The sequence below is a fragment of the Fimbriimonas ginsengisoli Gsoil 348 genome (assembly GCF_000724625.1).
In the GTDB taxonomy this organism is placed as follows: domain Bacteria; phylum Armatimonadota; class Fimbriimonadia; order Fimbriimonadales; family Fimbriimonadaceae; genus Fimbriimonas; species Fimbriimonas ginsengisoli.
In genome coordinates, this window is the sequence record NZ_CP007139.1 from 59,778 (window position 1) to 82,146 (window position 22,369).

30 protein-coding genes are annotated in these 22,369 nt (G+C 59.9%); 14 read left to right on the forward strand and 16 right to left on the reverse strand.

The features are described from left to right. The first annotated feature begins 18 nt into the window (after positions 1 to 18). Entirely contained in the window at positions 19 to 1,752 is a 1,734-nt protein-coding gene (recJ, locus tag OP10G_RS00290) for a single-stranded-DNA-specific exonuclease RecJ (protein ID WP_025227894.1), read from the forward strand. A gap of 488 nt (positions 1,753 to 2,240) precedes the next feature. On the opposite strand, the gene OP10G_RS00295 is transcribed toward recJ, so the two are convergent. Both OP10G_RS00295 and OP10G_RS00300 read right to left on the reverse strand, forming a co-directional pair. After that, entirely contained in the window at positions 2,241 to 2,624 is a 384-nt protein-coding gene (locus OP10G_RS00295; RefSeq protein ID WP_025227893.1) for a hypothetical protein, read from the reverse strand. Between the two features lie 61 nt (positions 2,625 to 2,685). Beyond that, on the reverse strand, positions 2,686 to 3,267 hold the full coding sequence (locus OP10G_RS00300; protein WP_025227892.1) for a YdeI/OmpD-associated family protein: 582 nt from the start codon (positions 3,265 to 3,267) through the stop codon (positions 2,686 to 2,688). A 290-nt stretch (positions 3,268 to 3,557) separates the two neighbouring features. Between OP10G_RS00300 and OP10G_RS00305 the strand changes: the two genes are divergently transcribed. Beyond that, entirely contained in the window at positions 3,558 to 4,025 is a 468-nt protein-coding gene (locus tag OP10G_RS00305; RefSeq protein ID WP_025227891.1) for an RNA recognition motif domain-containing protein, read from the forward strand. A gap of 147 nt (positions 4,026 to 4,172) precedes the next feature. Here the strand turns inward: OP10G_RS00305 and OP10G_RS00310 are convergent, their stop codons facing one another. Further along, positions 4,173 to 4,517, reverse strand: coding sequence for a hypothetical protein (locus OP10G_RS00310; protein WP_144240917.1), 345 nt, complete (start codon positions 4,515 to 4,517; stop codon positions 4,173 to 4,175). A 130-nt stretch (positions 4,518 to 4,647) separates the two neighbouring features. On the opposite strand from OP10G_RS00310, the gene OP10G_RS00315 reads away from it, so the two are divergent. Continuing rightward, a complete protein-coding gene (locus tag OP10G_RS00315; RefSeq protein WP_144240918.1) occupies positions 4,648 to 5,277 on the forward strand; it encodes a hypothetical protein in 630 nt (209 codons plus the stop codon). Here the strand turns inward: OP10G_RS00315 and OP10G_RS00320 are convergent. The 4 genes from OP10G_RS00320 to OP10G_RS00335 all read right to left on the reverse strand — a co-directional run bounded on the left by OP10G_RS00320 (position 5,274) and on the right by OP10G_RS00335 (position 7,207). Next, the gene (locus OP10G_RS00320) at positions 5,274 to 5,633 is read right to left on the reverse strand and encodes a hypothetical protein (RefSeq protein WP_025227888.1); all 360 of its coding nucleotides are present in this window, start codon (positions 5,631 to 5,633) and stop codon (positions 5,274 to 5,276) included. The genes OP10G_RS00315 and OP10G_RS00320 overlap by 4 nt on opposite strands. A gap of 27 nt (positions 5,634 to 5,660) precedes the next feature. Continuing rightward, positions 5,661 to 6,422: a nucleotidyltransferase domain-containing protein gene (locus OP10G_RS00325; RefSeq protein WP_038472257.1), complete on the reverse strand. Its 762-nt coding sequence runs from the start codon at positions 6,420 to 6,422 to the stop codon at positions 5,661 to 5,663. Positions 6,423 to 6,431: 9 nt separating this feature from the next. Further along, positions 6,432 to 6,713: a hypothetical protein gene (locus OP10G_RS00330; protein ID WP_038472259.1), complete on the reverse strand. Its 282-nt coding sequence runs from the start codon at positions 6,711 to 6,713 to the stop codon at positions 6,432 to 6,434. A gap of 71 nt (positions 6,714 to 6,784) precedes the next feature. Next, complete coding sequence (locus OP10G_RS00335; protein ID WP_025227887.1) at positions 6,785 to 7,207, reverse strand: response regulator; 423 nt, start codon at positions 7,205 to 7,207, stop codon at positions 6,785 to 6,787. Between the two features lie 126 nt (positions 7,208 to 7,333). Between OP10G_RS00335 and OP10G_RS26595 the strand changes: the two genes are divergently transcribed. The 8 genes from OP10G_RS26595 to OP10G_RS00370 all read left to right on the forward strand — a co-directional run bounded on the left by OP10G_RS26595 (position 7,334) and on the right by OP10G_RS00370 (position 11,755). Further along, a complete protein-coding gene (locus OP10G_RS26595) occupies positions 7,334 to 7,912 on the forward strand; it encodes a LuxR C-terminal-related transcriptional regulator (RefSeq protein WP_227625022.1) in 579 nt (192 codons plus the stop codon). Then, positions 7,909 to 8,757 carry a CvfB family protein gene (locus OP10G_RS00345; RefSeq protein ID WP_025227885.1) on the forward strand — a complete coding sequence of 283 codons (849 nt, stop codon included), beginning with the start codon at positions 7,909 to 7,911 and terminating at the stop codon, positions 8,755 to 8,757. The genes OP10G_RS26595 and OP10G_RS00345 overlap by 4 nt, the downstream gene beginning before the upstream one ends. Positions 8,758 to 8,789: 32 nt before the next feature. After that, a complete protein-coding gene (locus tag OP10G_RS00350) occupies positions 8,790 to 9,167 on the forward strand; it encodes a hypothetical protein (protein ID WP_025227884.1) in 378 nt (125 codons plus the stop codon). A gap of 8 nt (positions 9,168 to 9,175) precedes the next feature. Further along, complete coding sequence (locus tag OP10G_RS00355; RefSeq protein ID WP_025227883.1) at positions 9,176 to 9,493, forward strand: hypothetical protein; 318 nt, start codon at positions 9,176 to 9,178, stop codon at positions 9,491 to 9,493. Between the two features lie 234 nt (positions 9,494 to 9,727). Further along, on the forward strand, positions 9,728 to 10,279 hold the full coding sequence (locus tag OP10G_RS00360) for an N-acetylmuramoyl-L-alanine amidase (RefSeq protein ID WP_025227882.1): 552 nt from the start codon (positions 9,728 to 9,730) through the stop codon (positions 10,277 to 10,279). 230 nt (positions 10,280 to 10,509) lie between these two features. Then, positions 10,510 to 11,055 (forward strand): DUF6328 family protein, encoded by a 546-nt coding sequence (locus tag OP10G_RS23695; protein ID WP_025227881.1) that lies wholly within the window; start codon positions 10,510 to 10,512, stop codon positions 11,053 to 11,055. Positions 11,056 to 11,100: 45 nt separating this feature from the next. Next, complete coding sequence (locus OP10G_RS26600) at positions 11,101 to 11,253, forward strand: hypothetical protein (RefSeq protein WP_158409094.1); 153 nt, start codon at positions 11,101 to 11,103, stop codon at positions 11,251 to 11,253. Between the two features lies 1 nt (position 11,254). Next, positions 11,255 to 11,755, forward strand: a complete 501-nt coding sequence (locus OP10G_RS00370) for an NUDIX hydrolase (RefSeq protein ID WP_227625023.1) — start codon at positions 11,255 to 11,257, stop codon at positions 11,753 to 11,755. Here OP10G_RS00370 and OP10G_RS00375 read toward each other — a convergent pair. From OP10G_RS00375 to lysA, 9 genes are all read right to left on the reverse strand, one after another. Beyond that, positions 11,743 to 12,939 carry a WD40 repeat domain-containing protein gene (locus OP10G_RS00375; RefSeq protein WP_144240919.1) on the reverse strand — a complete coding sequence of 399 codons (1,197 nt, stop codon included), beginning with the start codon at positions 12,937 to 12,939 and terminating at the stop codon, positions 11,743 to 11,745. The genes OP10G_RS00370 and OP10G_RS00375 overlap by 13 nt on opposite strands. Positions 12,940 to 12,942: 3 nt before the next feature. Further along, the gene (locus OP10G_RS00380) at positions 12,943 to 13,911 is read right to left on the reverse strand and encodes an aldo/keto reductase (protein ID WP_025227878.1); all 969 of its coding nucleotides are present in this window, start codon (positions 13,909 to 13,911) and stop codon (positions 12,943 to 12,945) included. Positions 13,912 to 14,013: 102 nt separating this feature from the next. Beyond that, complete coding sequence (locus OP10G_RS00385; protein WP_025227877.1) at positions 14,014 to 14,343, reverse strand: hypothetical protein; 330 nt, start codon at positions 14,341 to 14,343, stop codon at positions 14,014 to 14,016. A 36-nt stretch (positions 14,344 to 14,379) separates the two neighbouring features. Further along, positions 14,380 to 15,234, reverse strand: a complete 855-nt coding sequence (locus tag OP10G_RS00390) for an HAD family hydrolase (protein WP_025227876.1) — start codon at positions 15,232 to 15,234, stop codon at positions 14,380 to 14,382. Beyond that, positions 15,231 to 15,680 carry a type II toxin-antitoxin system VapC family toxin gene (locus OP10G_RS27755; RefSeq protein WP_144241347.1) on the reverse strand — a complete coding sequence of 150 codons (450 nt, stop codon included), beginning with the start codon at positions 15,678 to 15,680 and terminating at the stop codon, positions 15,231 to 15,233. Before OP10G_RS27755 ends, OP10G_RS00390 begins: the two co-directional genes overlap by 4 nt. After that, entirely contained in the window at positions 15,664 to 15,897 is a 234-nt protein-coding gene (locus tag OP10G_RS00400; protein WP_025227874.1) for a hypothetical protein, read from the reverse strand. The genes OP10G_RS27755 and OP10G_RS00400 overlap by 17 nt, the downstream gene beginning before the upstream one ends. A 20-nt stretch (positions 15,898 to 15,917) precedes the next feature. Next, positions 15,918 to 16,913: a tryptophan--tRNA ligase gene (gene trpS / locus OP10G_RS00405; RefSeq protein ID WP_025227873.1), complete on the reverse strand. Its 996-nt coding sequence runs from the start codon at positions 16,911 to 16,913 to the stop codon at positions 15,918 to 15,920. Between the two features lie 10 nt (positions 16,914 to 16,923). Further along, positions 16,924 to 17,631, reverse strand: a complete 708-nt coding sequence (locus OP10G_RS00410; RefSeq protein WP_025227872.1) for a site-2 protease family protein — start codon at positions 17,629 to 17,631, stop codon at positions 16,924 to 16,926. Then, positions 17,631 to 18,929, reverse strand: a complete 1,299-nt coding sequence (lysA, locus tag OP10G_RS00415; RefSeq protein ID WP_025227871.1) for a diaminopimelate decarboxylase — start codon at positions 18,927 to 18,929, stop codon at positions 17,631 to 17,633. Before lysA ends, OP10G_RS00410 begins: the two co-directional genes overlap by 1 nt. 502 nt (positions 18,930 to 19,431) lie before the next feature. Here lysA and OP10G_RS00420 point away from each other — a divergent pair. The 3 genes from OP10G_RS00420 to OP10G_RS23700 all read left to right on the forward strand — a co-directional run bounded on the left by OP10G_RS00420 (position 19,432) and on the right by OP10G_RS23700 (position 22,368). Further along, positions 19,432 to 19,752 carry a hypothetical protein gene (locus tag OP10G_RS00420; protein WP_025227870.1) on the forward strand — a complete coding sequence of 107 codons (321 nt, stop codon included), beginning with the start codon at positions 19,432 to 19,434 and terminating at the stop codon, positions 19,750 to 19,752. Between the two features lie 153 nt (positions 19,753 to 19,905). Further along, on the forward strand, positions 19,906 to 20,478 hold the full coding sequence (locus tag OP10G_RS00425; protein ID WP_025227869.1) for a hypothetical protein: 573 nt from the start codon (positions 19,906 to 19,908) through the stop codon (positions 20,476 to 20,478). Next, a complete protein-coding gene (locus tag OP10G_RS23700) occupies positions 20,479 to 22,368 on the forward strand; it encodes a two-component system sensor histidine kinase NtrB (protein ID WP_025227868.1) in 1,890 nt (629 codons plus the stop codon). Position 22,369 lies beyond the last annotated feature (1 nt).

Below are 22,369 nucleotides of genomic sequence, written 5' to 3' on the forward strand. Positions count from 1 at the left end.
CTCGATAGGTAACCGGTCATGGCCCCCCTCGATTCTCCTGTTTCGGCCCGTTGGTTGATCGGCGCCCGAAACGCCGAGGCCGAGGCCCGACTGCAGAAAGAACTCGGAATCCCTTCTCTGGTCGCCGCGATTCTCGTTCAACGCGATCTGGCTGATCCGGCCGCGGCATATAAGTTCCTCAATCCTTCACTCGACGACCTCCACGATCCTCGCAAGCTGCCGGATTACGAGCTCGCCAAAGACGCGATTCTCGGGGCGAAAGAGCGAAAAGAGCTGATCTTCGTCCATGGCGACTACGACGTCGACGGCGTCACCAGCGCCGCTCTCCTCAACCGGTTTCTCACCCGCATCGGCTGCCAGGTTCAAACGCACGTCCCGCACCGGATGCGCGAAGGGTATGGCATCCACCGGAGCGCGGTCGAAGCCGCCCGGGTCGCCGGGGCCAAGCTGTTCCTCACCTGCGACTGCGGAATTGCCGCCCACGAGCAAGTAAAAATCGCCCGCGAGGCGGGGATGAGCGTGGTGGTCACCGACCATCACACCGTCGGCGAGTTGCCCGACGCCAACGCGGTGATCAACCCGCATCGCCTCGACTCCGAATACCCATTCGACGAATTGAGCGGCGCCGGAGTGGTCTTCCGCCTATGCGACGGGCTCAGCCGCGAGCTTGGAATCGACCTCGCCGGCTATTACCGGGCTTTTCTGGACCTCGCCGCCCTCGGAACCATCGCCGACGTGATGCCGCTCGTCGATGAAAATCGAATCATCGCCCGCTTCGGCCTGCAGCGGCTATCCGAAACGAAGAAGGTCGGGATTCAGGCGTTGATGCGCGAAGCGAAAATTATTCTGGATCCGGGCAAGTCGCTCCGGTCGTATCACGTCGGCTTCGTGCTCGGCCCTCGGCTGAATGCCGCCGGGCGGTTGGACGACGCCGACCTCGCCCTCCAGCTCCTAATCGAAAACGACGAGGTCAAGGCGGCAAACCTTGCTCGAACCATCGAGCGGGTCAATTCGGACCGCCGAACCGAGCAGCAGCGGATCGTCGACGAAGCCACGGAGATGGTCATCGCGAACGGATGGCATCAACGAAACGTCATCGTCGTCGGCAACGATAGCTGGCACTCCGGCATCGTCGGTATCGTGGCGGGGCGCCTGGTCGACCAGTTCCATCGCCCGACCTTCGTGGTAACGATCGACCGAAATAGCGGAATCTGCAAAGGCTCCGCCCGAACCATTCCGAACTTTAACCTGGCGGAGGCGATACACGCCCACCCGGAGCTCTTTCTCAGTGGCGGAGGCCACGCGGCCGCTGCCGGATGCTCCTTCCATTTCGACGACTTTGAGAAGGTCGCCGATACGCTGCATCTGTACGCGGGCAAGATGCTGACGCCGGACGACTTTCTTCCCACGGTCAGGATCGACGTCGAAGTCGACTTTTCCGAGGTTAACCTACAAACGGCGGAAGCGCTCCAAATGCTCGAACCTTTCGGGTGCGCCAACCCCGAACCGGTGTTCGTCGCCCGGGGAATCAGCCTCGCCCAGATCTTGCCGACCAAGAACCCCGCCCACGTTCGGCTTCTCCTTCGCTCCGGCTCCTCCTCCGCCGTCCCCGGCATCGCCTTCGGCATCGGCGAGCGCCTAACCCAAACCGGCGCCGGCACCCTCGCCGACCTACTCTTCCAACCTAACGTCGAAGAATGGCGCGGCATGCGCTCGCTCAAGCTGCAAGTCAAAGACTACGTCCAGTGCTAGTCCCAAGGACCGCTGGTCTTTAGACCGGCTCCCTCTGCTCAAGGCCCGCGATCATGGGCGAGAACTGAGTCATAACCATCCGGATAAGCGTCTTCAAGGCCATCCACAGGCGGGGTCGCATCTCCATGACTGATCCGCCCTGTAGCCGAGCTTTAGCTGCGATTCAAGGCCCCTCCGGGGATAAGGGGTCATCACCAAAAATAGAATGACAGTAAAGGTTCACCCGTAGCCCGGGGATTTATCCCCGGTAGAACCTTGAACCGCGGCTAAAGCCACGGGCTACGGGTACGAAAAGATGGTTACTCTATTCTTCCGACCCCGTGAGGGTTCTTCAGAAATTAGCCCCGGGTCAGCAGACCCGGTGGTTAAGGGCCGCCGCCCTCCCCGACCCCGGAAGGTGGTCGCAGAACCCACCGCCAGTCCGGGATTGGAATGGAGCAGGTTCGAATCATCCGTGGACACCGTATCGTAGACTCTCTATACAATGCCTATCGGCCGCCGATAAAGGCCTTCTTCGGGATGAACAGCCGATGCCCGCTAGAGAAGCTGACTTCGATCCCCTCGGTGCTCCAAGTCGTCTTATCGACCGACACGCTCCCCCCTGCGTCAAAAACCGCCGAATAGCCATAGTCGTGTCCTCCCCCGGGCGCTACCCAAATCTCGGATGATCGGGGCCAACCCACCCAGTTCCACTTGATCGGCCCCTCCACGATCGTAAGTTCGTACGGATCGTAAGAACCGTAGTTGACCCCGGCAGGTTGCGGAGATCGGTAGAGGACCTTGCCGGACGACATCGCCGAGAGCGACAAAACCACCAGCGTGTATAGGGCTAGGATGCCAAGTCCAAAAGCTGCCCGAAAGAACCGTTTCATCTTCTGACCTCGGGCCCACGACGATTAAGACCAAAAAGCCGGTCACCGACCATATTTTCCGTCACTTCTTCTGGATGTACGGATTGATGAAGTAAGGGTGCCGCTCCCCTTTTTCGGACGATTCGATGAGCTCCTTAAAGCGTTTCTCCTTCGTCTCCTCGCGTTTCGGGCTGGTCACCCACCAGATCGCGTGCCGCCGGTAAGTGGGGGGTTGGCTTTGGAAGAACTCCCATGCCTTCGGATGCGCCTGAAAGCGCTCCCTTAGCTCGTCCGGAAAATCGTGCGGACGCCCTTCATACGAATAGGTTTTTGACTCGATCCTCTCCTCGTAGATCTTCAGACCGGCAGGGCGGACTCGTCCCTCTTCGATCAGCACTTTCATTCGCCGAAGGTTCACCGCGCTCCAACTACTTTTCGGTCGCCGGCGGACGAACCGAATCGTGTACCGCTCGTCGTCCACACGCCGGCGAATCGCGTCGATCCAGCCGAAGCTCAGCGCCTCGTCAACCGACTCCGGCCAAGTCATCGACGGGATGCCGGTCCCCGTTTTGTAAAAGCCGACCAAAAGCTCGTCTTCCACTTCATGGTTCTGCTCGAGCCAGGAACGAAACTGCAAGGGAGATTCGAAGTAAACCGGTTCCATTTATCTCAACGGTTAAAGGTTATCTCCCCGGATAAGTCCCGGAAACTTCAGATTTCGCTGGAAATTCGGAAGATGCGGGTACCTGCCTTCCTTGGTCTCAATGGAAATGCAGAAAAGAGTCGAGAGAACTTGCCTCTGGAAAGAACAGAGTCATAATAGAAGCGTTACGATTCCATGTTACGTTCCCGTTACGGACTCCTGCCCCCTGGTGGCCGGCAATCACGATACGAGAGCACTGCAGCGAACCGGAACCAGAATCCGCGGGACGGTACCCGCACAGGAGATCGAAATTGGCAAGCAAATCCTTATACGTCGGCAACGTTTCGTATTCCTCAACCGAGGAATCGCTGCTGGAGGCGTTCGGCGCCCATCAGCCGAGTAACGTTCGCATTATCGAGGGGCGCGGCTTCGCGTTCATCGATGTTCCGGAAGACAGTCTCGAGGCCGCGATCGCTGAGATGAACGGTAAGCAGGTTGACGGCCGAACGCTCACCGTAAACGAGGCCCGACCCCGCTCCGGCGGTGGTGGCGGCGGTGGTGGCTATGGTGGCGGCGGCGGCGGTCGCTCCGGAGGCGGCGGCGGTTACAGCGGTGGCGGCGGTGGCGGCTACGGCGGCGGTGGTGGCGGCGGCTACGGTGGAGGCGGCGGTGGCCGATCCGGCGGTGGCGGCGGCTATGGCGGCGGCGGTGGTGGCCGTGGTGGAGATCGCGGCGGCAGCGGCGGTGGCTACGGCGGCGGAAAGCGCAAGAGCTACTAAGCCTCTAGAACCTTAAAAGCGGCTCGGCCATATGGCTGAGCCGCTTTTTTGGTTTAAGATAAGAAGGAAATGCCTAGTAGAAATGCCTGATTTGTATACTGCACTTCAGGCAGTTGCACTTGATTGCACTTGATTGAACAGGACCCGTTATCGCTGCAAGACCCACTGGCGACCAAGTGGAGTCAGAGAATAACCTTTGCCGTCCGCCTTCAGGTCTTCGCCCATGACCGATCGTGGGCCTGGTCGTAAGTACCCCTTCTGCGAAAGCGACCAAGCGGCATCCATAAGCATTACCCCCAGCTCGGGCAGGCTAAGCGGCCCCTTAACCCCAATACTTTGCAGACATTGGAAGACCCAAGGCAAGTACAGGTCGAAGTCGTGGTTGTGAGGATCGTATGCTTTCGAGCATCCGGTCGAATCCGCAAGAAACTCGCGGATGAACTCCTCCGCTCCCTCTAAATTTGCTAGTTCTCTGCATTTCGTTGAAACCATGGTCTCCACCTCGAGACGTGACTTACCGACAATGTACGACACGCTTTGCACTTTTCCCAATTTCCGGCTCGTTCAAAGTTGTCGCCGACATCTTTTCAAAGAGCCACTTATACGTTAAACTAACCACGAAATGCGTTCTCATGTACCCCTATCGCTACTCGCCTTTGGTGAGCGTAAGACATTGATGGAATGGGCCCAAGATGCCCGTTGCCAGGTGTCGCTTCGCGAACTGAGGTCCCGCTTGGAGCGCGAGTGGGAGCCCGAGGCCGCAATCACCACCGCAAGCGCCTCGCGAGCGTCCCGAGCGCGCAATCTCCTTGCCGCGTTCGGTGAAGAAAAAAGCCTGAGCGAGTGGTCTCGCGACGATCGATGCGTCGTCAGCTCGCTCACGATCGCCGCCCGCGTTCAGCGGGGCTGGAATCCCGAGGAAGCGATCACCACTCCCGTCCACGGCCGTATTCGACCTCGCCGTCCTTCCACTCCGAGGCCACCGAGCGCGCGCCGCCCGCGCGCGCTGGTCAACATGGAGCCGCCATCCGATCTTGATGCCGACGCCGTGCGCGAGAAGATGAGAGAGGGGGCAGAGCTTTGGTTTGCCGGCTCCTCGGGAGACCGGGTCAGTCTCGTCGAACGAGAGGCGACGACGATCATCGCGCCCGAAGTTTTACAGCAACTTCAGGACGCGGGCGAGCTATTGGTCGTCTACAAGACCGGATCGGTCGTCCAGTACGGACTCGCGCCGGCCGCTTCCTCGGCTTAGGATCCCAACTCGGCGATCCACTCGGTTCCCTTTGTCGTCAGGGAATACCCCTTGCCGTAGCCGTCGCTGCTGCTGTCCCCGCTCACGTGGCGGGGACCGGGTCTGAGAAATCCCCGAACCACCAACTCCCACGCCGCATCCATATAGATGCGATCCAACACCGTCGGCAGTTGGCTTCCATCCTCCTCCTCGGAGTTGACCACGATCTCCATCATCCACGGCAGAAACAGGTCGAAATCGTGCTCCTTCCCCACCGCCAACTCGCCTCGATGCGTCCGCTCGTACACGAGGAATTCCCGGATGAACTCGCAGGCTTCGTCGACGGTGCGTACCTTTTGCCCCTTGGTTCCGATCATCTCAATCGATAGGACGATGAAAACTCCCTATCCGGTCAGTGACGACCATCGGAAAAGGAACCGGTCCAACTCCGCGAATTCCGGCGGCTCCGCATCCTTCCATTTCACCTCGTGAAGCCGCTCCAGCTCCGCCGCCAAAAAACGATGTAGGGTCGGATCGGGCGGCCCGGCCGCCAACTCCTCTCCAGCTCGCTTAGCTTCTACCAGATGGTCGATGGCGCGGGCTACGTCCGAGTCGCCGACCACCGCGTGTCGAAGCGTATCGAATTCCATGGGAACCGCGCCACGATTCGCCTCCAACCAGAGGCAAGCCAGGGCCGGGCGCAGCACGTACAGATACTTTTTGCGAGATACCGTTTCCCTCTGCAAGTAGCCAAGCCAATTCCCCTGCGCCATGTGTAGGTAATGCATAAAGATCCGGCGAGTCGAGTACCAGCGGTCGGCAATGTCGCGGAACTCCTCGACGAATGCCGCGTCTTGCGCGTAAACGATCGGCGAGCTAAACCACTCGAAAAGCGACGGATTCGACTTCGTCAGGAGCTGGAGCGTTTTCCGGAGATCCCAGCCGGCTAGATCGCTATCGTCCGGCAGCATCGCCTCGATGACGTCTCGATGAGGGAGAACCGTGAGGTAGCCGGCCACCGGCCGGACGTAAAGAAAGCGGACATCGTAGTCGCTATTGACCGACTCAAATCCCCACGCGCGGCTGCCGGATTCGCAAGCGAACAGCACTCGCACCCCGTGTTCGAGCTCCGTTTCCCTAATCGCACGGGCGATTTTGTCCTTCACGGAACGATTCTACTTGCCGGGAAAATACCAGAGGCTGTTATCGGTCGGGTTTACGACCAAGATGCCGTCCTTTAGGAACCGGTTGGCGGCATTCGTGGCGTTCCCCATAACCCCGGCGAACCCAGGAAGGGTGCTCGTCTCCGGACTTCGCAAGGGAACCCCTTCGAGCATCGCCTTGATCGTCCACGGATCGGCGTGACGGACCGGGATTCGCATCGGCGCCTTCGGGTCTTGAGCCACCGCCCCACCCACCGCAAGCAGAGCCAACAAGCCGCACAACATTCCCTTCATTAACCCATTTGACGCCGCTGGAAGCCGCTCGTTACGCCACCCTGCGGCAAAACCCTCGTCTAGGCGACACGCTAGAGAACCAGCGGCAAGGTCGAGCTTTCGAACCAATACCGGGTCAGCAGCTCGAGGCAATCGATGAACGGGACGAACTCGACCGGCTTGCGGATGTAAGTGTTCGCGCCTCGCTCGTAGCACCGTACGATGTCCAGGGTCTCGTCCGACGAACTGAATATCACAACCGGAATATGTTTGGTGCGTTCATCGTCGCGAATCGCCGCCAAAACTTCGATGCCGTCCTTGCGTGGCATCTTCAGATCCATCAGGACGAGGTCGGGACTGAGACCTTGCGCAAGCATCGCCAGCGCCTCTTCGCCGTCTCGCGCCACTTGGATCTGTAACGGACGAGGCGAACGGCGCAATCCGCGCAAGGTCATTACCTCGTCGTCGGCGTTGTCCTCCACCACGAGGACGACTGGGTCAGGTTTTTCGATCAATGATTCTCCATTCCACTCACGCTTGCAATAATATTATACAGTAAATTTACCTGGCGCCTGCCCTGAGTTTTGGGGACTCAGACCTGCCCGCAGAACGCGTTTTGCAAGGGTAGGGTCACACGTTATGTGGAGCCGGAAAGAACAGAAGCACTCTCAGAACGAGAGCGACAAATAGCGAGCTTGGCCTCCGAAGGGCTCACGGACAAAGAAATTGCTCGGCACCTTCGAGTGTCGATAACCACCGTCCGCACTTATTGGAATCGGATGCGGCGGAAGCTGGACGCCTCGAACCGGGCGCAGGCCATCGTACGCGCTTTGGATTCGAAGCCTCGACCGAAAAAGACGGTCACCGATTCGCTTAAGAACGTCCTCAGCTCCAGTCTTCTCGGCATCATCGTAGTCGACAAGAATGGCCGCATTACCGACACAAACGACGCATTCCTGGAAACGATCGGGTACGACCGCGAAGAGTTCGAACGGCTCGGCTTGAGCTGGCCCCAGTTGACGGTACGTCGCGTAGGGGTCTCGCCGGAGACCACGCCTTGCGTTCGGGAGCTTCGGCACCGGGACGGCCATACGGTTTGGGTCATCGCCGCTGCCCTCCTATGCGACACCTCCGAAGGCGCGATGGCGCATTACATTATCGATCTTGGCCGGATCCCGACGTACGATAGCTTCAAGGCCGCGTCACAATCGGTTGGATGATCCAGATCGGCGCGTATAACCGCCTAAAAATAGCCCGGCGAACCGACCACGGCATGTATCTGACGGACGGGCAAGACGAGGTGTTGCTACCTCGCAAGTTCATTCCGGAAGGAATCGGCGAAGGCGAACAGCTCCGGGTCTTCGTCACCACCGACTCCGAAGATCGGCCGATTGCCACGACCCAGCGTCCAAAGGCGGTGGTCGGAGAGTTCGCGACGATGCAGGCAAAGATGGTCGGCGCGCACGGCGCGTTCATGGACTGGGGGCTCGACAAGGACCTGCTCGTCCCATTCGCGGAGCAGTTTCGCGCCATCGAAGAAGGGGCTTGGTACGTCGTTCGCGTCGAACTGGATACGAAGACCAACCGGGTCTTCGGCAGTACCCGCCTTGGAAAGTATCTGAAAGGAGATGTTCGCAACCTCTCGGAAGGTCAGGAGGTCTCCTTGCTCGTAACCGACGTGGTACCGGAAGGGGCCCGCGTCGTGGTCGATAGCGCCTACTTCGGAATGGTGTTCCCCGACGAATTGCACGAACGCCTGCGAATCGGCGAGAGCCGGCGCGGCTACATCAAGCGAATCCGCGAAGACGGCGGAATCGCATTGACGCTCTCGCCGATGGGTTATCAAGGAGCGGTGGACGAGAGCCCACGGATCGTGGAGAGGCTACGTCGCGAAGGAGGCTTTATGGCGATCGGAGACAAATCGCCTCCGGAAGACATACGCCGCGAATTCGGATTAAGCAAAGCGACCTTCAAGAAGGCGCTCGGCCACCTGATGAAGTCCGGCCGCATCGAGCAGACCTTTCACGGGATTCGCTTAAAAGAAAACGGTAACGGTAAGCCGTAAACCCGATTCTGCTTCGAGAAGTCTAACCGGCTATGAAGGCATGGCCGCTGATCGTCGGAATACTCGTCTTGGAGGGATGCTCTAGCCGTGTTGCCACTCCTCAACCGGTCGCCTTTCGAGGCCCCGAAGTGACGATCGATGTGCAACCCTCCGGACGGGCGGAGCGACTGCTGCCGCCGCCAAAGCCGGCCACCGCCCCCGCCCCCGCCACCCACGTTGAAAAGCCGAAACCGCCGACGAAGCCTAAGCCTAAGCCAAAGCCTCAGAAGCGGCACAAGTCGAAGCCAAAGGTCGAAGTGGTTCACGAGGAGCGTTTGCCACCGGACGAGGATTTCATTCCGGATCGAGACGACCAGGACGATGGTGGAATGGGCATCTTCCCCGCCGACGGAAACCGCCGGGGATTGTAAAGTAAGGAATGCGTCAGCGCTGGCTGCTCTTTGCCGCACTCGCCGTGGTTTTTGGGATGTTGGCAGGGGTGTTTCAATCTTGGACGGCGCTCTCTAACGCGTTCATGATCGCCACCGGCATCTCGGTTATCGGGGCAATCGCCGTCTCCATCGCCTCGCGCACCGACAAGTACAGCCTGGAGGCGCTACAAAAGGTTCACGAAAAAGCCGAGCTCGACGCCATCGACCTCCCCGATCTAGATTTCGACAGCGTGAGCTGCATTGCTTGCGGGACAGTCTACAATCGCCGCCTCCCCGTCTGCCCCCACTGCAAGACCACCCGCTAGCCCCCTTCCCCCTCCGCCGCATGGGATGTCTGAATGGCGAACGTACGGTTCGCCGGAGGTCGGTCTGGAGACCAGCGGCCCCAGGACTACGTTCGGGGCTCCTCTACCGATTCGCTGGGATTTCGTTCGGATTTAGTGTTACCCTAACAAGAACAAATCGTCTACTAAGCTAGAATCTAGAGCAATGGCATTGCGTCGCCAGGGGAAGGCCCCGGCGCCGGAGGGAACTAAGAAATGAGCATCGTCCCGCTCAACCCATGGCTTGCCCACCGCCCCCGCCGAGGGGTCACGATCATCGACACTGCCGTCCTCCACGCAAGCGAAACCGAGGACGTCGACTCCCTAGTGCACGATCTGCGCGCCCAAGATCACAGCTACCATTACATCGTCGACCGGGACGGCACCATCTATAAAGGGGTTCCCTTCTCGGCCATTGCGTTTCATTGCGGCAATTCCTACGGTCCCCACGAAGCCGCCCGCGGCGTCTCGTGCGAGCGCGACCCGGCTGGCACATTCGTCCAACACCCTTGCGTGAACGAATACACCTTGGGCATCTGCTTCGTAAACCTCAACGACGGGGTCGACCCGTACACCCCGCAACAGGTCGAAGCCTGCTCGACGTTACTAAAAGATTTGAAGGCGGGACCGCTTTCAAAAATGCGCTTCCTGACGAGCCACGCCATGGTCTCGCCCGGCAAACACACCGACCCCGCCGGCCTCAACATCGTCGCCATCGCGAAAGAAGCCAAACTCGGCATCTGGTCCATGGAAACCGTCATGGTCTAGTCCATCCGGAGCCCCCTCTCCCTCCTTCGGCTGCATGTGCCGAACGAGGGAGAGGGGGTTGGGGGTGAGGGAGTCCGGAGTGGCACTGGCTTCTACCCAGTGGGTCCCAAGGGCATCCTGCCCTCGGCCTTCTCACACGACCGATACGGTCGTGTGGTTCATCGGCTGGGAGCCGATGCTACGGGCGGGGAACAACGCCGCTGCGATTTTAGCCCTTTGTTAAGAGGGCAATGGAAGAAGTACAAAAGATCGATCTCAAAGACCAGCTCAGGAATATTCTGGAGGAAGCCAGAATGGTCCTACCGGGCATCCAGGCGCTCTTCGGGTTCCAACTGATCGCGGTTATGAACGAGGCGTTCGGCAAAAAGCTGGCCGAATCCGAACAGCGCATCCACCTCTTGGCGATCGGATTAACCGTCGTCGCCATCGGCCTCGCCCTCGCGCCCGCGGCCGTTCATCGGATTTCGGAGCCGGACCAGGTTTCCATGGCGCTCATCAAGCGTTGCAGCCGTTTTCTTAATTGGGGTCTCAAGATCCTCGGCCTCGCCATCGTCCTCGACTTCTACCTGGTCGCGCGAATCACGTTCGGAGACGTTTGGCTTGCGCAGATCTCCTCTGCGCTGGCATTCTTCTTCCTCTTCGCCATATGGGTCGCTTACCCCGAGCTGCGAAAGCGCGGCCGCGAGACTGGGACCTCAGGTCGGAGGCCTTTCTTTCAGGAGGCAGTGAATTCGTCAGGAAATCCGGGAAGTAGCTCGAACGTCCCGAGTAAATGAAAAAATGGCACATTCCAACGAGCGTCTCGTCATACAGCCACTGCAATGAAGAAGATCCATGTGGCTTTCCTTCTCTTCGCCGTCTTCGCAGCCGGCATCGGAGCGACGGCTTTGATCGTCGATCAGATTGGCTTCCACGTCTACCCGGCCACCTATGAGGCGCCATCTTCGGCAGAGGGCGCGGTAGCCTCTCGCTAGATTGCCTGCGAAACCACCGAAGCCACCGCCCGAAAGCGCCGGCCTACTTATGTTCCGGCGATCGGAAGGACGTCTGGAACTGTTCCTCGCTCATCCGGGCGGACCTTTCTGGGAGGCCAAAGACGATGGGGCATGGACGATTCCGAAAGGACAGCCCGATCCCGGCGAAGAGTTGCTGGCAGCGGCAATTCGCGAGTTTGTCGAGGAGACCGGCTTAACTCCCCAACCCCCTTACATCCCGCTCGGCTCGATTCGCCAGAAAGCCGGGAAAACCGTGCACGTCTGGGCATTGGAAGGCGAGGCGGATCCAGACGCGGTGCGGAGCAATACGATGCGGATCGAGTGGCCCCGCGGTTCAGGCCGCCTTCTCACCTTCCCCGAAATCGACCGGTGTGGATGGTTTTCTGCGGAGGAGGCAGCGCTTAAGCTAAACCCCGCTCAAGTGGAGTTCGTCCGCCGGTTGGTCGAACATATCGATGACACAACGCCTCAGTTCGCATAGCCGAGTGATGGCCAATCCCAAAGACACAGTTTCCCCGAGATATCGCGGGTAACCAGTCGCTCTCCAAACGGAATGCATTGGAGTACGACCGCCTGATGTCCTTTCAACTCCGCCTCCGGCGAGCCCGAATCGGCGTCGATGATCAAGATCCGCCCTCCTCGTCCACCTGCGACGATATGCCCTTTCCACCAGGTAACTACCGGAAGGAGATCTGGCACGTAGCCAATGTGTACTGAATTGCGGCCTATGCCCACGATCTCGCTCGGGCCCCCGATCCGGCCATCATCGGATCCACCATCGTTGACCACGACGCGCCGATCGCCGCTGGTGGTCAAGGCGGAAATATTACTTTCTCCCACCACCAAGTGTTTCTTCTTACCGGTCGCCATTTCCAGCGCGATAAGCCCTCCGTCGGGCGCGCGGTACCAGAGCAGATCCGAATTCACGCTAAAAGCGATCACGCCGCTTGTACCAATCGATTGAAGCCGCCCGTTAGGGCCGTAGAGGACTCCCACATGCGAGCCGTCCTTTGCCTCGGAGCCGAGGAGGACGACATATTTTCCGTCCGGCGAGTCGAGAATTCCGCTTCCCCGCCGGATGCCGGGCACCCTCATTTGGCGAATCGGTTTACCCGTGTCGGCATCCCACTCTCGATACTCCCCGTCCGCCATAAAGCGGGAGACCCGCTTTCCATCCGCTGAGAGCGAATCGACGACCGGAGTATCGACCCCCTCGTTCGGCGGTCCGATATCGATTGTCAGCTTGGTCGTTAGAGTCGCTACGTCTAAGATGTGCACGATTCCGGAAGCCAAATAAACCCCCGCCTTCATTCCGTCCGAGGAGAGCGCCATATCCACTGGCTCCTCGCTAAGCGCGAGGAAAGCCTCAGGGGTCAGATTCACCGGATTTAATTTGGAAATCGTGCGCCCTTCGCGGATGAGGAGGGTCGTTCCGTCCCGCGTCGCCGCCACTTGGTCGACGTCGTTTCGAACGAATGCTTGTCTAACTCCAAACGAACGGTAGCTATCACCCGCCCATGAGCCACTGTTGTGGTAGCCACTGTAGCTTAGAAAACAGGAACCAAAACAACTGAAGAGAATGGCGACGATCACACCTACGACCAACCAGCATCCGAACGCGGGCGACTTCTTCGGGCTCGTGTTCCAGACTGGCGGGGGCTTCATGAGTTAATCGTGGTCTTTAACCAGGTGCGGCACGTACGGTTCTTCCAAGGAACGTATTTCATCGTCCGTCAGTTTCACCGCCAGTGCGGCGAGGGCATCGTCCAAGTGACGGGTTTTCGAAGCGCCGACGATCGGAGCCGTGACGACCGGCTTGCTCAGCACCCATGCCAATGCCACTTGCGCGGGAGGAATCCCGCGGCTCTCCGCGATGTCGCATACCTTGTTCGCGATCTCTGCGTCGACCTCGCTCGTGTACAGCACCTTGCTGAACGCATCCGTCTCCGCGCGAACCGTCGATGCTCCCGGACGGCGAGTGACGAAGCCACGAGCCAGCGGGCTCCAAGGAATCACCGCTATCCCTTGATCCGCGCATAGGGGAAGCATCTCCCGCTCCTCCTCGCGGTAGACCAAGTTGTACTGCGGCTGCATGCTCACGAAACGACTCAGCCCCCGCACATCCGACGTCGAGAGCGACTTCATAAACTGCCAGGCGAACATGCTGGAGGCGCCGAGATACCGCACCTTTCCCGCCTTGACCAGCGAGTCGAGAGCATCCATCGTCTCTTCGATCGGCGTTTCGTAGTCCCAACGGTGGGTCTGGTAGAGATCGATGTAGTCGGTCCCCAGGCGTCTCAAGGAGTCGTCGCACGATCGGAGGATGTGCTTGCGGGAAAGCCCCCGGTCGTTCGGCCCCGGTCCCATCGCGTTGTACACCTTGGTGGCGATGACCAGATCCTCCCGTTTGGCGAAGTCGCGAAACGCTCTTCCGACCACCTCTTCGCTCGCGCCGAGCGAATACATGTCGGCGGTATCGAAGAAATTGATCCCGGCCTCGAGCGCCTGCCGGATAAACGGCCGGCTCGTTTCCTCATCCAAAACCCACTCCCGCCAAGCGGGCGTCCCGTAGGTCATGCACCCAAGACAGATCCTAGAAACCTTCAACCCCGTCCGCCCGAATCTCACGTACTCCACGTTGCTAGGTTAGCAGTTGGCGGTTGGCGGAGAGGTTGACAAGGCCTCTTGCCCGTCGATCCCTCCAAAGCGTCTGGAGGGATCGGCGACTTTCGAACCTGTTTAGCTGCGGTGGACGGCCGCGGTAGCGGCGGCCATGACGATTGGGCCGAGAACACAGTATAGAAACCACATGCCAGCTACATACACTAGGCGAGCGAAGGAGAAGGGTCGTCCCGCAATTCGGTCGGCGACCGCGGCAATCGTGAACCCTAAGTAAAGAAGGGCGTGCGCGGCGACGAACATCGCATAGCGAATGGAGGCATCCCCAGGAGTATCGAAAGAGAAGAAAACGAACGCGAAGGAGATGATGAAGGCGGTCATACCCAGGCGTTGCAAGATGCCAAACCGCTCGTGATTGCCTACCCAAGCTTCTCTGGACTCAGGAGTCATCGACTTAGCCTCTACGCTTGGATTAGCCTCTACTCGTCAGACCGCCAAGCCGGGGATCTCCAGCAACTCCGACAAGTGCTGAATGATCGCGTCGGGGGCGTTGGCGCCGGGCGGCATCTCCTCGGAGCGGGTCGAACTGGGCGGGATGTCGCTCGCGCGGCGGATCCAGACGGCGTGCCAGCCATACTCCAAGGCGGGCGCTACGTCGTGGCCGAAACTGTTTCCGACCATCAGGAGCTCCTCGGGCTTGCAATCGACAGCGGCCGCGGCTCGGTCGAAAACCGTGCGCTTCGGTTTGCCAACCCCCATCTCCCCCTCGATATAGATGTTCTGGAAGTAAGACTCGATCCCGAGGGTCGCGATCTCTTGGCGTTGTAGATCGGCCGGCCCGTTGGTGATCAGGCCGAGGGGATAGCGCCACTTGAGTGTGTCGAGGACCAAAAGCGCGTCGCTAAAGAGCCGAAGGTTGGCGTCTCGCTCTCGCATGTAGGTCTCACTCAGGGCCAAAGCGCGGGCTTCGTCGATGACTCCGGCCTCGGCGAGCGTCAGCCGCATCTGCTCGGTTCGAGTCGGCTCGGCTGTCTTCAGATACGTCTCGTACCAACCGGTTTCTTTCAGCGTAGGGGCAAACCGCCGGAACGCGCTCGCCCAATGACCGACCATTTCCTCTGGCGTAATTCCCTGCGGGCCATGTAGCTCGAACGCCCGGCGGAGCGCCTGCTTCGAAGCGTCCCAATATCCGCAAAGAGTGTCGTCGAGATCGAAATAGATCGCCTTGACGCCCGACAGATCCGGGTGGACCTTCTCCACCGACGGGCCGGCCTCACCGCGGTCGCGAAGAAGCGGAGAGGCGTTGGCGTCCAAAATATCACCGGCGGAAGAGTCGCTCATATCGAAAGGTCCACGACCTTGACCTGAGCGTACCGCGCGAAGTGGCGTCCATTTAGAGTCATGATCCGGTGAATGCCGTGAAGCTCCATCCATGCTACGAGACGAGCATCGTGAACTTGCTTTCCTGACACCTTATTGACTGCGCATATCTGCAACCACCGGTCGACAAGCCCCTCCGGATCTGGAAGCAAGGGCACAATGCCGACGGCTTTTCGGAGCCGGTCACATGCCTCTGCAGCGTCCATACCCGCTCCATTATTCTCACGAGGACGGGTTAAAACACATAGGCATTCGAATAGGACTTGGGGAGCCAAGACCGCTTGGCTTCCGTCCAGTAGCTCGGCCGACATTTTTGCTCTGAGCCCTGGTGTTTCCTGGCCATCGGTCAGCAAAGCACGTAAAGTCACGTTTGTGTCGAGCAGAAGCTTGTTATTCTCGATCGTTATTCAATCCCCGGTCAAATGCCGCGTCGGTTAAGTCGACCTTAGGTAACGATTCGAAAAGCGAGAACATCTTCTCAAGTTGCTCGCGGCCGGACAAGTCATCGCCGGGCAAGTCGATGCGTACCTCCGTGCCTTTCTTCAGGTGCACCGGTTGGGTCGGGACAAAGTTCTTGCCGTCCCATTTCGCCACGACAGTAATTCCGCTCGCGATTCCCGCCATCACTTCTTATTATCCAACGACTAGTAAATTCCCATCGCAGCGCGAACCTCGCTCATCGTCGCCTGCGCGACTTCTCGCGCCCGGATGGCGCCGTCGGCGAGGATTCCCTCGATCGTAGCGTCGTCGAGCTGCGCTCGGCGCTGGCGCATCGGGCGGAAGTATTCGTTGATCGCCTCGGTGCACTCCTTCTTGTTTTGCATGCACCCGCGCAACCCGTCCCGATCCTCCTGCCACTGCGTCTGCCAGGTCGGCGAGTAGACCTTCAGGTACTGGCAAACCGCGCACCCTTCCGGGATGCCCGGATCGGTTTTCCTGATCTTCGTCGGGGTGGTGAAAGCGCTTTTGATCTTCTCCGCCGTCTGGTCCTCGGTGTCGCTGAGGTAGATGCAGTTGTCGTACGATTTCGACATCTTCCGCATGTCGAGCCCCGGAAGCTTCGCCCGCGTCTCGTCTTGCGGAATCAGATACTTGTACTCGGGAAACACCTCGACGTTGTAAAGCCGATTGAATCGCTGGCCAATATCGTTGCCGATCTCGAGGTGAGGCGCCTGGTCGCGACCGACCGGCACTCCATACGGCTTGTACAGCAGGATGTCCGCCGTCTGGAGCACCGGGTACCCCAGCAGCCCGTACGGCTCCCGTTCGGCGCTGCCCAGGTCGGCCTGCTTCTCCTTGTAAGTCGGCGTTCGCTCCAGCCAACCGAGCGGCGTAATCATACTGAGCAGCATGTGGAGCTCCGCGTGCTCTTTGACGTGGCTCTGGATAAACACCGGCGACCGCACGGGATCGATCCCGGCGGCGACGTAATCCTTCGCAACCTCTCGCGCGTTACGACTCACCTCGCCCGCGTTCTCGTACATTGTCGTCAACGCGTGCCAATCGGCGACCATGCAGAACATGTGATAGCCCTGTTCCTGGAGGTCCACCCAGTTCCTGAGCGCCCCTTCGTAATTACCGATGTGAAGGCGCGGGTTGGAGGACCGCATGCCGCTGAGGATGCGTTTGGAGGTCGTCATTTTCTTCTAATTAAAAGCCAAGGATGAGGCGGGTAAGAGCGATAACCGCGGGGCCGATGATGAGACCGAGGACGGAGGTGTGAAAGAATATCTGCCCTCCCAGCACCAGGGCCATAAGGAGATACCAGCCGTACCTCCGATTCCACCACCACCACTTATCGCGCGCCCGGTCGGGCATCAGCAGCCCCAACAGCCACTGCCCATCCAACGGTCCGATTGGAAAGAGATTGAATAGAGCCAGCGATAGATTGAGGAGGACGCCGTAGGCGAGAAGGGCGGGGAGAACGCCTACGCTCTGAGGGTTGTCAAGAAACCGGACATTTAAGGCATCGACGATTTGATCGACCGAAGTCTGCCCGCTCACGATCATCAACCTCGCCACCAAGCCGTACAAAACGGCTTGGACGACGTTGGAGATCGGCCCCGCCGCAACCGCGGCAAAGAAATCCCAACGGGGATTCCGCATCTTGTCCGGGTCCATCGGGGCCGGCTTGCCCCAACCGATGCCTAAACCGAACTGGGCGGTGAACAGCATCATGAGCGTGCCCATGAGTTCGAAATGCTTCGTCAGGTCGAGGGTGACGCGCCCGTAAATGCGCGGAGTAGGATCTCCCGCCATGTCGGCGAATTTACAGTGGGCGTACTCGTGGAGGCCGATTCCGAAGAAAACGACCACGACGATCGGGATCAACACCGCCGGAGGCGTGTTGCCGAACATCAGGCCAATCCCTCCGGCAAGATCTCACGAGCGAGCATCTCGGCCCACGTATCCCTACGCTGCACTAGGCAGTGGCTGCCATCCAATCGGATCAGCGCCGCTGCGGGTCGCGGAAACCGGTTGTAGTTGCTCGCCATCGAAGCATTGTACGCTCCGGTGCAAAGCACCTGCAGCAGGTCGCCCGTGGCCACGTCTCGAGGAAGACGAACATCTTCGAAAAGCTTGTCGGTCTCGCAGTGCTTTCCGGATACGGTAACGACCATTTCGTCGCCCGCCGCCGGGCCGATTCTCTCGACGTCGTATCGCGCTCCGTAAAGAGCCGGTCTCGGGTTGTCGCTCAGACCGCCGTCGACGCAAACGTACGTTCGACGACCCGCCGATTTGCTGGGAACCGTCTTCACCAGCCCGACGGTGTACAGAGTCACTCCGGTCTCCGCCACTAGCGAACGCCCAGGCTCCTGGGCCAAAACCGGGTCGAGGCCCGATCCGGCAAGCGAGCCGGTGACGGCCTCTACGATAAGCCGGCAGTAGTCGCGCACGTTCATCGGCCGGTCCGCATCCGTGTAACTCGCCCCGAGCCCCCCGCCAACGTTCAGGTACTCGGCTGCGAACCCGTGACGCCGCAACATGTCGACCGCGAACCGTGCGATCAGCTCGCCGCCCGAACGTTGTGCCTCCGGGTCGAGGAGCTGCGAGCCGACGTGGCAATGAAAGCCGACCAGCGGCAATCCCAACTCGAGGCAGCGTAATGTGGCCCTTTCCGCCGAGCCGTCGGCGATGTTGAATCCAAATTTCGTGTCCGCCTGCCCCGTAGAAATTTTCGCGTGGGTCACCGGGTCGACGCCGGGCGCTAGCCGCAACGCCAGCTTCGCGCTCCCCGTCCCGATCCCTTGAATCGTTTCGATCTCGCCGAAGTGGTCGACGACGATCATCCCGATCCCTTGTTCGATCGCGAAGGACAACTCCTCGAAGCTCTTGTTGTTCCCGTGGAGGTGGCAGCGTGCCGCCGGAATGCCGGCTCCTAGCGCCGCCCGAAGCTCCCCTTCGGAAGCGACGTCGATCCCGCACCCTTCCGCCGCCGCAATCGCAAGCAGCGCCACCGTCGAATTCGCCTTTGCGGCGTACGTCAGCTCGCTCTTTGGGTAAGAGGCCTCGAAGGCCTCGCGATAGGCCCGAATCCGGCCCCGAAACGTTGCCTCGTCGAGAACGTAAAGCGGTGTACCGTACGCGGTCGCCAAGTCCCGGGCCACGGACTCGGACACCCGAAACCGAGTGTCATTCGTGGGAGCCGTGGTCATAAGCGAATTATGGCATCCACAATTCCCATGGCCTGTTCTACACTTGCGCTTCGGCAATGGCAAGGTAAGTAAACATGCGACTTCAATCGATTCTCTCCGGCGCGGCGCTGGCAGCTTTGATCGGAACCCTGAGCGGGTGCGGAGGGGGCGGGGGCAGCGCCGCCGCAAATGTTGCGGGCGACTGGACCGGTACTTTCACGTCCAACACGCGCCTGGCGGGCTCGAACACCGGATCGGTCGCGATTAACTACGAGCAGACCGGGGCGACGGTGTCCGGAACCGCCGTCATCACAGTAACCCCGTCACCGGCGACGTCAGCTATCAGGGAACTCTTTCCGGAACCACTAGCGGCAACCACATCGATGCGACGATCCACTTCGCAGCTCCCCTTCCGGGTGGAAGCTCGGATATCCATCTGGCCGGCTCGGTCTCCGGCAATGCGATTTCCGGTACTTACACGTCTGGAGCCGAATCCGGAACGATTCAGGAAAGTCGGTTTACGGTGGCGAACGCGATCCCGAACGATTCGACCTGGATCGGTACCTACACGATCGTGGGGGTCGAAACTCCGCTCCCGTATCAAATCTCGTTTAACAGCCGTAACGGGGTAGCGATCGGCGGAACTATTCTCCTCGGAGGCCAAATCACCGGCACGTTCGACGGTGCCCTTGTCGCAAATCGTCTGACCGGGACAAGCGTGACGTCAGAGGGTAACGCCAAGTGGAGCGCTTTGGTAACCAACCATGGAATGCACGGCGCGTGGGCAGCAATCGGCGCCCAAGGAAACGGCACCTTCCAAGCGACTCGCCAAGACAATCAGTAAGGAGCGCTTTCGACGGCCAAACTTCCAAAAAGGGCGGATTGACCATCCAAGAATAGGTATTTTGGCCTTGAAGGTGCCTCATTATCGCTTTGGCGGCCCAGCAGAGACCTATCAGGAGCCTTTATTCGACCTAAGCATTAGTACAACCACCTTATGAAAGGCACGACAAAGAGGTCGACGATACGAACGGTCCTGTTCGGAAGCGCGATCGCGCTCTGGCTGGGACTCATTGGCATGGGAGCCGCCGCCACAATGCGATGGGAGTTCACGCCCGGACCGATCGTCGGCGCGGAGCCGCTTACCGGCTCCCGAGGACTCGAGCTCGTGATGGTTGCCCACCCGTTCTGCCCCTGCACCGCCGCCAGCCTTAATCAGCTCCGCGACATCGTCGTGCAGTCGCAGGGCAAACTAAGGACCCGAATCGTCTTCGTCGGCGCCAATATGGGCTCGCCCAGCCCGAACGAGCGGGCGGCTCAAGAAATTCCGGATGCCGGTATTCAGTGGGTCGACGCCAAGCAGGCTCAACGATTCGGCGCTATTACGTCCGGCCACGTCACCCTCTATCGGGACGGCGTCCCCATCTTCGAGGGCGGCATCACCGCATCTCGCGGCGTGGTGGGAGATTCCGCCGGCCAACGCGCCATCGAGACCGCTCTCCGGGGCCAAAAGCCGATTGCCGCCGCCCCGGTCTACGGGTGCGCCCTAACTCCGGGGGAATCTCCGTAAATGGCGATGCCGATCCCGGCGATCGAGCTTCCTCCGAGTGCCGCCGCACGGCGCGACGAACTGTTCGAAATCAATCGCCAGGATCTGCAAAGACGCACCGACCGCCTTTTCGGCCTGGTCATGCTGCTCCAATACGTGGGCGGTGTGATCGCCGCCGCGATCCTCTCGCCTCGAACCTGGGACGGAGTCGGAACGGTGCACCCGCACCTCACGATGGCGCTGGTGCTCGGCCTGCTCATCGCTGCTCCCGTCTGGTTCCTCGCCGCTTTCTTCCCCGGATGCGATCCTAATCGCTTCATCATCGCCATCGCGCAGATGCTGATGTCGTGCCTGCTCATCCACATTTCGGGTGGGCGGATGGAAACCCATTTCCACGTCTTCGGATCCCTGGCATTCCTTGGCTTCTACCGTGACTGGCGGGTTCTGGTCCCCGCCGTCCTCGTCGTATTGGCCGACCACGCCTTGCGGGGCTACTTCATTCCCATGTCCGTTTATGGCATCCCCACCGGCGCGGAATGGCGCTTCCTGGAGCACGCCGGTTGGATCCTCTTCTGCGCCGTATTCATCGGCGCCGCCTGCGTCCAGAGCCGTAAGGAAATGTACGCCGTCGCCGAGCGCCAAGCGCTGGTGGAAGAGACGAAGTCTCGAATCGAACACGTGGTTATCGACCGTACCCACGACCTTCGGGAGAGCGAAGCCCGCAAAACCGCGATCGTCGCCAGCGCCCTCGACGGAATCTTCGCTCTGGACGGAAGCGGCCGGATCACGGAAATGAACCCTTCCGCCATCGCGATCTTCGGCTTTGAAGATTCACAGACCCGCCATCCCCATATCGACAAGCTAATCTCGCTGGAAGCCGGCCGCGGCTCCATTTTCGACGTTATGGCGGCGATCAAGGACCGCGCCGACGGCGAGGGGGTCCGGATGGAAGGGACCGGCTTTCGGCCGGACGGCGATTTCCCGATGGAAATCAGCATTAGCCCGGTCCACGTCTACGGCGAGGTGACCTTCACCGTGCTTGTCCGCGACGTTTCCGAGCGAAAACGACTCGAGGCGAAAGTTTCCCACGGCGAAAAAATGGAAACGCTCGGGCGACTGGCCACCGGAATCGCCCACGAGATCAACACTCCAAATCAATTCATCGCCGACAACGTGCGGTTCCTGCAGGATTCATTCTCCGAACTGCAATCGCTCGTGGAGAGCTATCGGAAAATGGCGGCCGAAGCCCGCGCCGGCAGCGTCTCCGAGGAGACGCTGCGGGACGTCTCCGCTGCCGAAGCGCTCCACGACTTCGAATTCCTGAGCCACGAGATTCCCAATGCCAGCCGCGAGGCGCTGGAAGGAGTGGAGCGGGTCGGCGGGATCGTCAAGGCGATGAGGCAATTCTCCCACCCCGGCACGATGCGAAAGGAGCCGATCAACGTAAATGCCGTCGTCTCCGGCGCCCTCGCCGTAAGCCGGAACGAATGGAAAAACACCGCCAAACTCGAAGTGTGCCTCGAAGAGGAGATCCCCGATGTCCTCGGACATGCCGGTGATCTGGGGCAGGCTGTGCTCAACCTGGTGGTAAATGCGTGCCACGCCGTGCGCGAACGACATCAGGATGCGCGCATGGGGGTTCTCAAGATTAGTACAATGGCCGCCGGAGATACCGTAATGATCGAAATTGAAGACGACGGTTGCGGCATCCCGGCCAAGAATCTTAAAAAGGTCTTCGAGCCGTTCTTCACCACAAAAGGGGTCGGCATCGGCACCGGCCAAGGGCTCGCCCTCGTTCATCGCGCCGTCGTGGAGCTGATGGGCGGAGACGTGGAAGTTCATTCCGAGCCCGGACAGGGAACCCGATTCACCCTTAGGTTCCCGGTTCCGGTAAGGGAGGCCGTCCATTAGG

What these genes read in the sequence shown, in the direction of transcription:
- OP10G_RS00350 (WP_025227884.1), top strand. Translation starts at nt 8,790, where the DNA reads ATGAAGGCATGGCCGCTGATCGTCGGAATACTCGTCTTGGAGGGATGC.
- OP10G_RS26600 (WP_158409094.1), top strand. Translation starts at nt 11,101, where the DNA reads ATGAAGAAGATCCATGTGGCTTTCCTTCTCTTCGCCGTCTTCGCAGCC.
- OP10G_RS00385 (WP_025227877.1), bottom strand. Translation starts at nt 14,343, where the DNA reads ATGACTCCTGAGTCCAGAGAAGCTTGGGTAGGCAATCACGAGCGGTTT.
- OP10G_RS23695 (WP_025227881.1), top strand. Translation starts at nt 10,510, where the DNA reads ATGGAAGAAGTACAAAAGATCGATCTCAAAGACCAGCTCAGGAATATT.
- OP10G_RS00390 (WP_025227876.1), bottom strand. Translation starts at nt 15,234, where the DNA reads ATGAGCGACTCTTCCGCCGGTGATATTTTGGACGCCAACGCCTCTCCG.
- OP10G_RS00355 (WP_025227883.1), top strand. Translation starts at nt 9,176, where the DNA reads ATGCGTCAGCGCTGGCTGCTCTTTGCCGCACTCGCCGTGGTTTTTGGG.
- OP10G_RS00295 (WP_025227893.1), bottom strand. Translation starts at nt 2,624, where the DNA reads ATGAAACGGTTCTTTCGGGCAGCTTTTGGACTTGGCATCCTAGCCCTA.
- OP10G_RS00410 (WP_025227872.1), bottom strand. Translation starts at nt 17,631, where the DNA reads ATGTTCGGCAACACGCCTCCGGCGGTGTTGATCCCGATCGTCGTGGTC.
- OP10G_RS00375 (WP_144240919.1), bottom strand. Translation starts at nt 12,939, where the DNA reads ATGAAGCCCCCGCCAGTCTGGAACACGAGCCCGAAGAAGTCGCCCGCG.
- lysA (WP_025227871.1), bottom strand. Translation starts at nt 18,929, where the DNA reads ATGACCACGGCTCCCACGAATGACACTCGGTTTCGGGTGTCCGAGTCC.
- OP10G_RS00425 (WP_025227869.1), top strand. Translation starts at nt 19,906, where the DNA reads ATGAAAGGCACGACAAAGAGGTCGACGATACGAACGGTCCTGTTCGGA.
- OP10G_RS00315 (WP_144240918.1), top strand. Translation starts at nt 4,648, where the DNA reads ATGCGTTCTCATGTACCCCTATCGCTACTCGCCTTTGGTGAGCGTAAG.
- OP10G_RS00330 (WP_038472259.1), bottom strand. Translation starts at nt 6,713, where the DNA reads ATGAAGGGAATGTTGTGCGGCTTGTTGGCTCTGCTTGCGGTGGGTGGG.
- OP10G_RS00345 (WP_025227885.1), top strand. Translation starts at nt 7,909, where the DNA reads ATGATCCAGATCGGCGCGTATAACCGCCTAAAAATAGCCCGGCGAACC.
- OP10G_RS00360 (WP_025227882.1), top strand. Translation starts at nt 9,728, where the DNA reads ATGAGCATCGTCCCGCTCAACCCATGGCTTGCCCACCGCCCCCGCCGA.
- trpS (WP_025227873.1), bottom strand. Translation starts at nt 16,913, where the DNA reads ATGACGACCTCCAAACGCATCCTCAGCGGCATGCGGTCCTCCAACCCG.
- recJ (WP_025227894.1), top strand. Translation starts at nt 19, where the DNA reads ATGGCCCCCCTCGATTCTCCTGTTTCGGCCCGTTGGTTGATCGGCGCC.
- OP10G_RS00300 (WP_025227892.1), bottom strand. Translation starts at nt 3,267, where the DNA reads ATGGAACCGGTTTACTTCGAATCTCCCTTGCAGTTTCGTTCCTGGCTC.
- OP10G_RS00400 (WP_025227874.1), bottom strand. Translation starts at nt 15,897, where the DNA reads ATGGCGGGAATCGCGAGCGGAATTACTGTCGTGGCGAAATGGGACGGC.
- OP10G_RS00310 (WP_144240917.1), bottom strand. Translation starts at nt 4,517, where the DNA reads ATGGTTTCAACGAAATGCAGAGAACTAGCAAATTTAGAGGGAGCGGAG.
- OP10G_RS23700 (WP_025227868.1), top strand. Translation starts at nt 20,479, where the DNA reads ATGGCGATGCCGATCCCGGCGATCGAGCTTCCTCCGAGTGCCGCCGCA.
- OP10G_RS00320 (WP_025227888.1), bottom strand. Translation starts at nt 5,633, where the DNA reads ATGATCGGAACCAAGGGGCAAAAGGTACGCACCGTCGACGAAGCCTGC.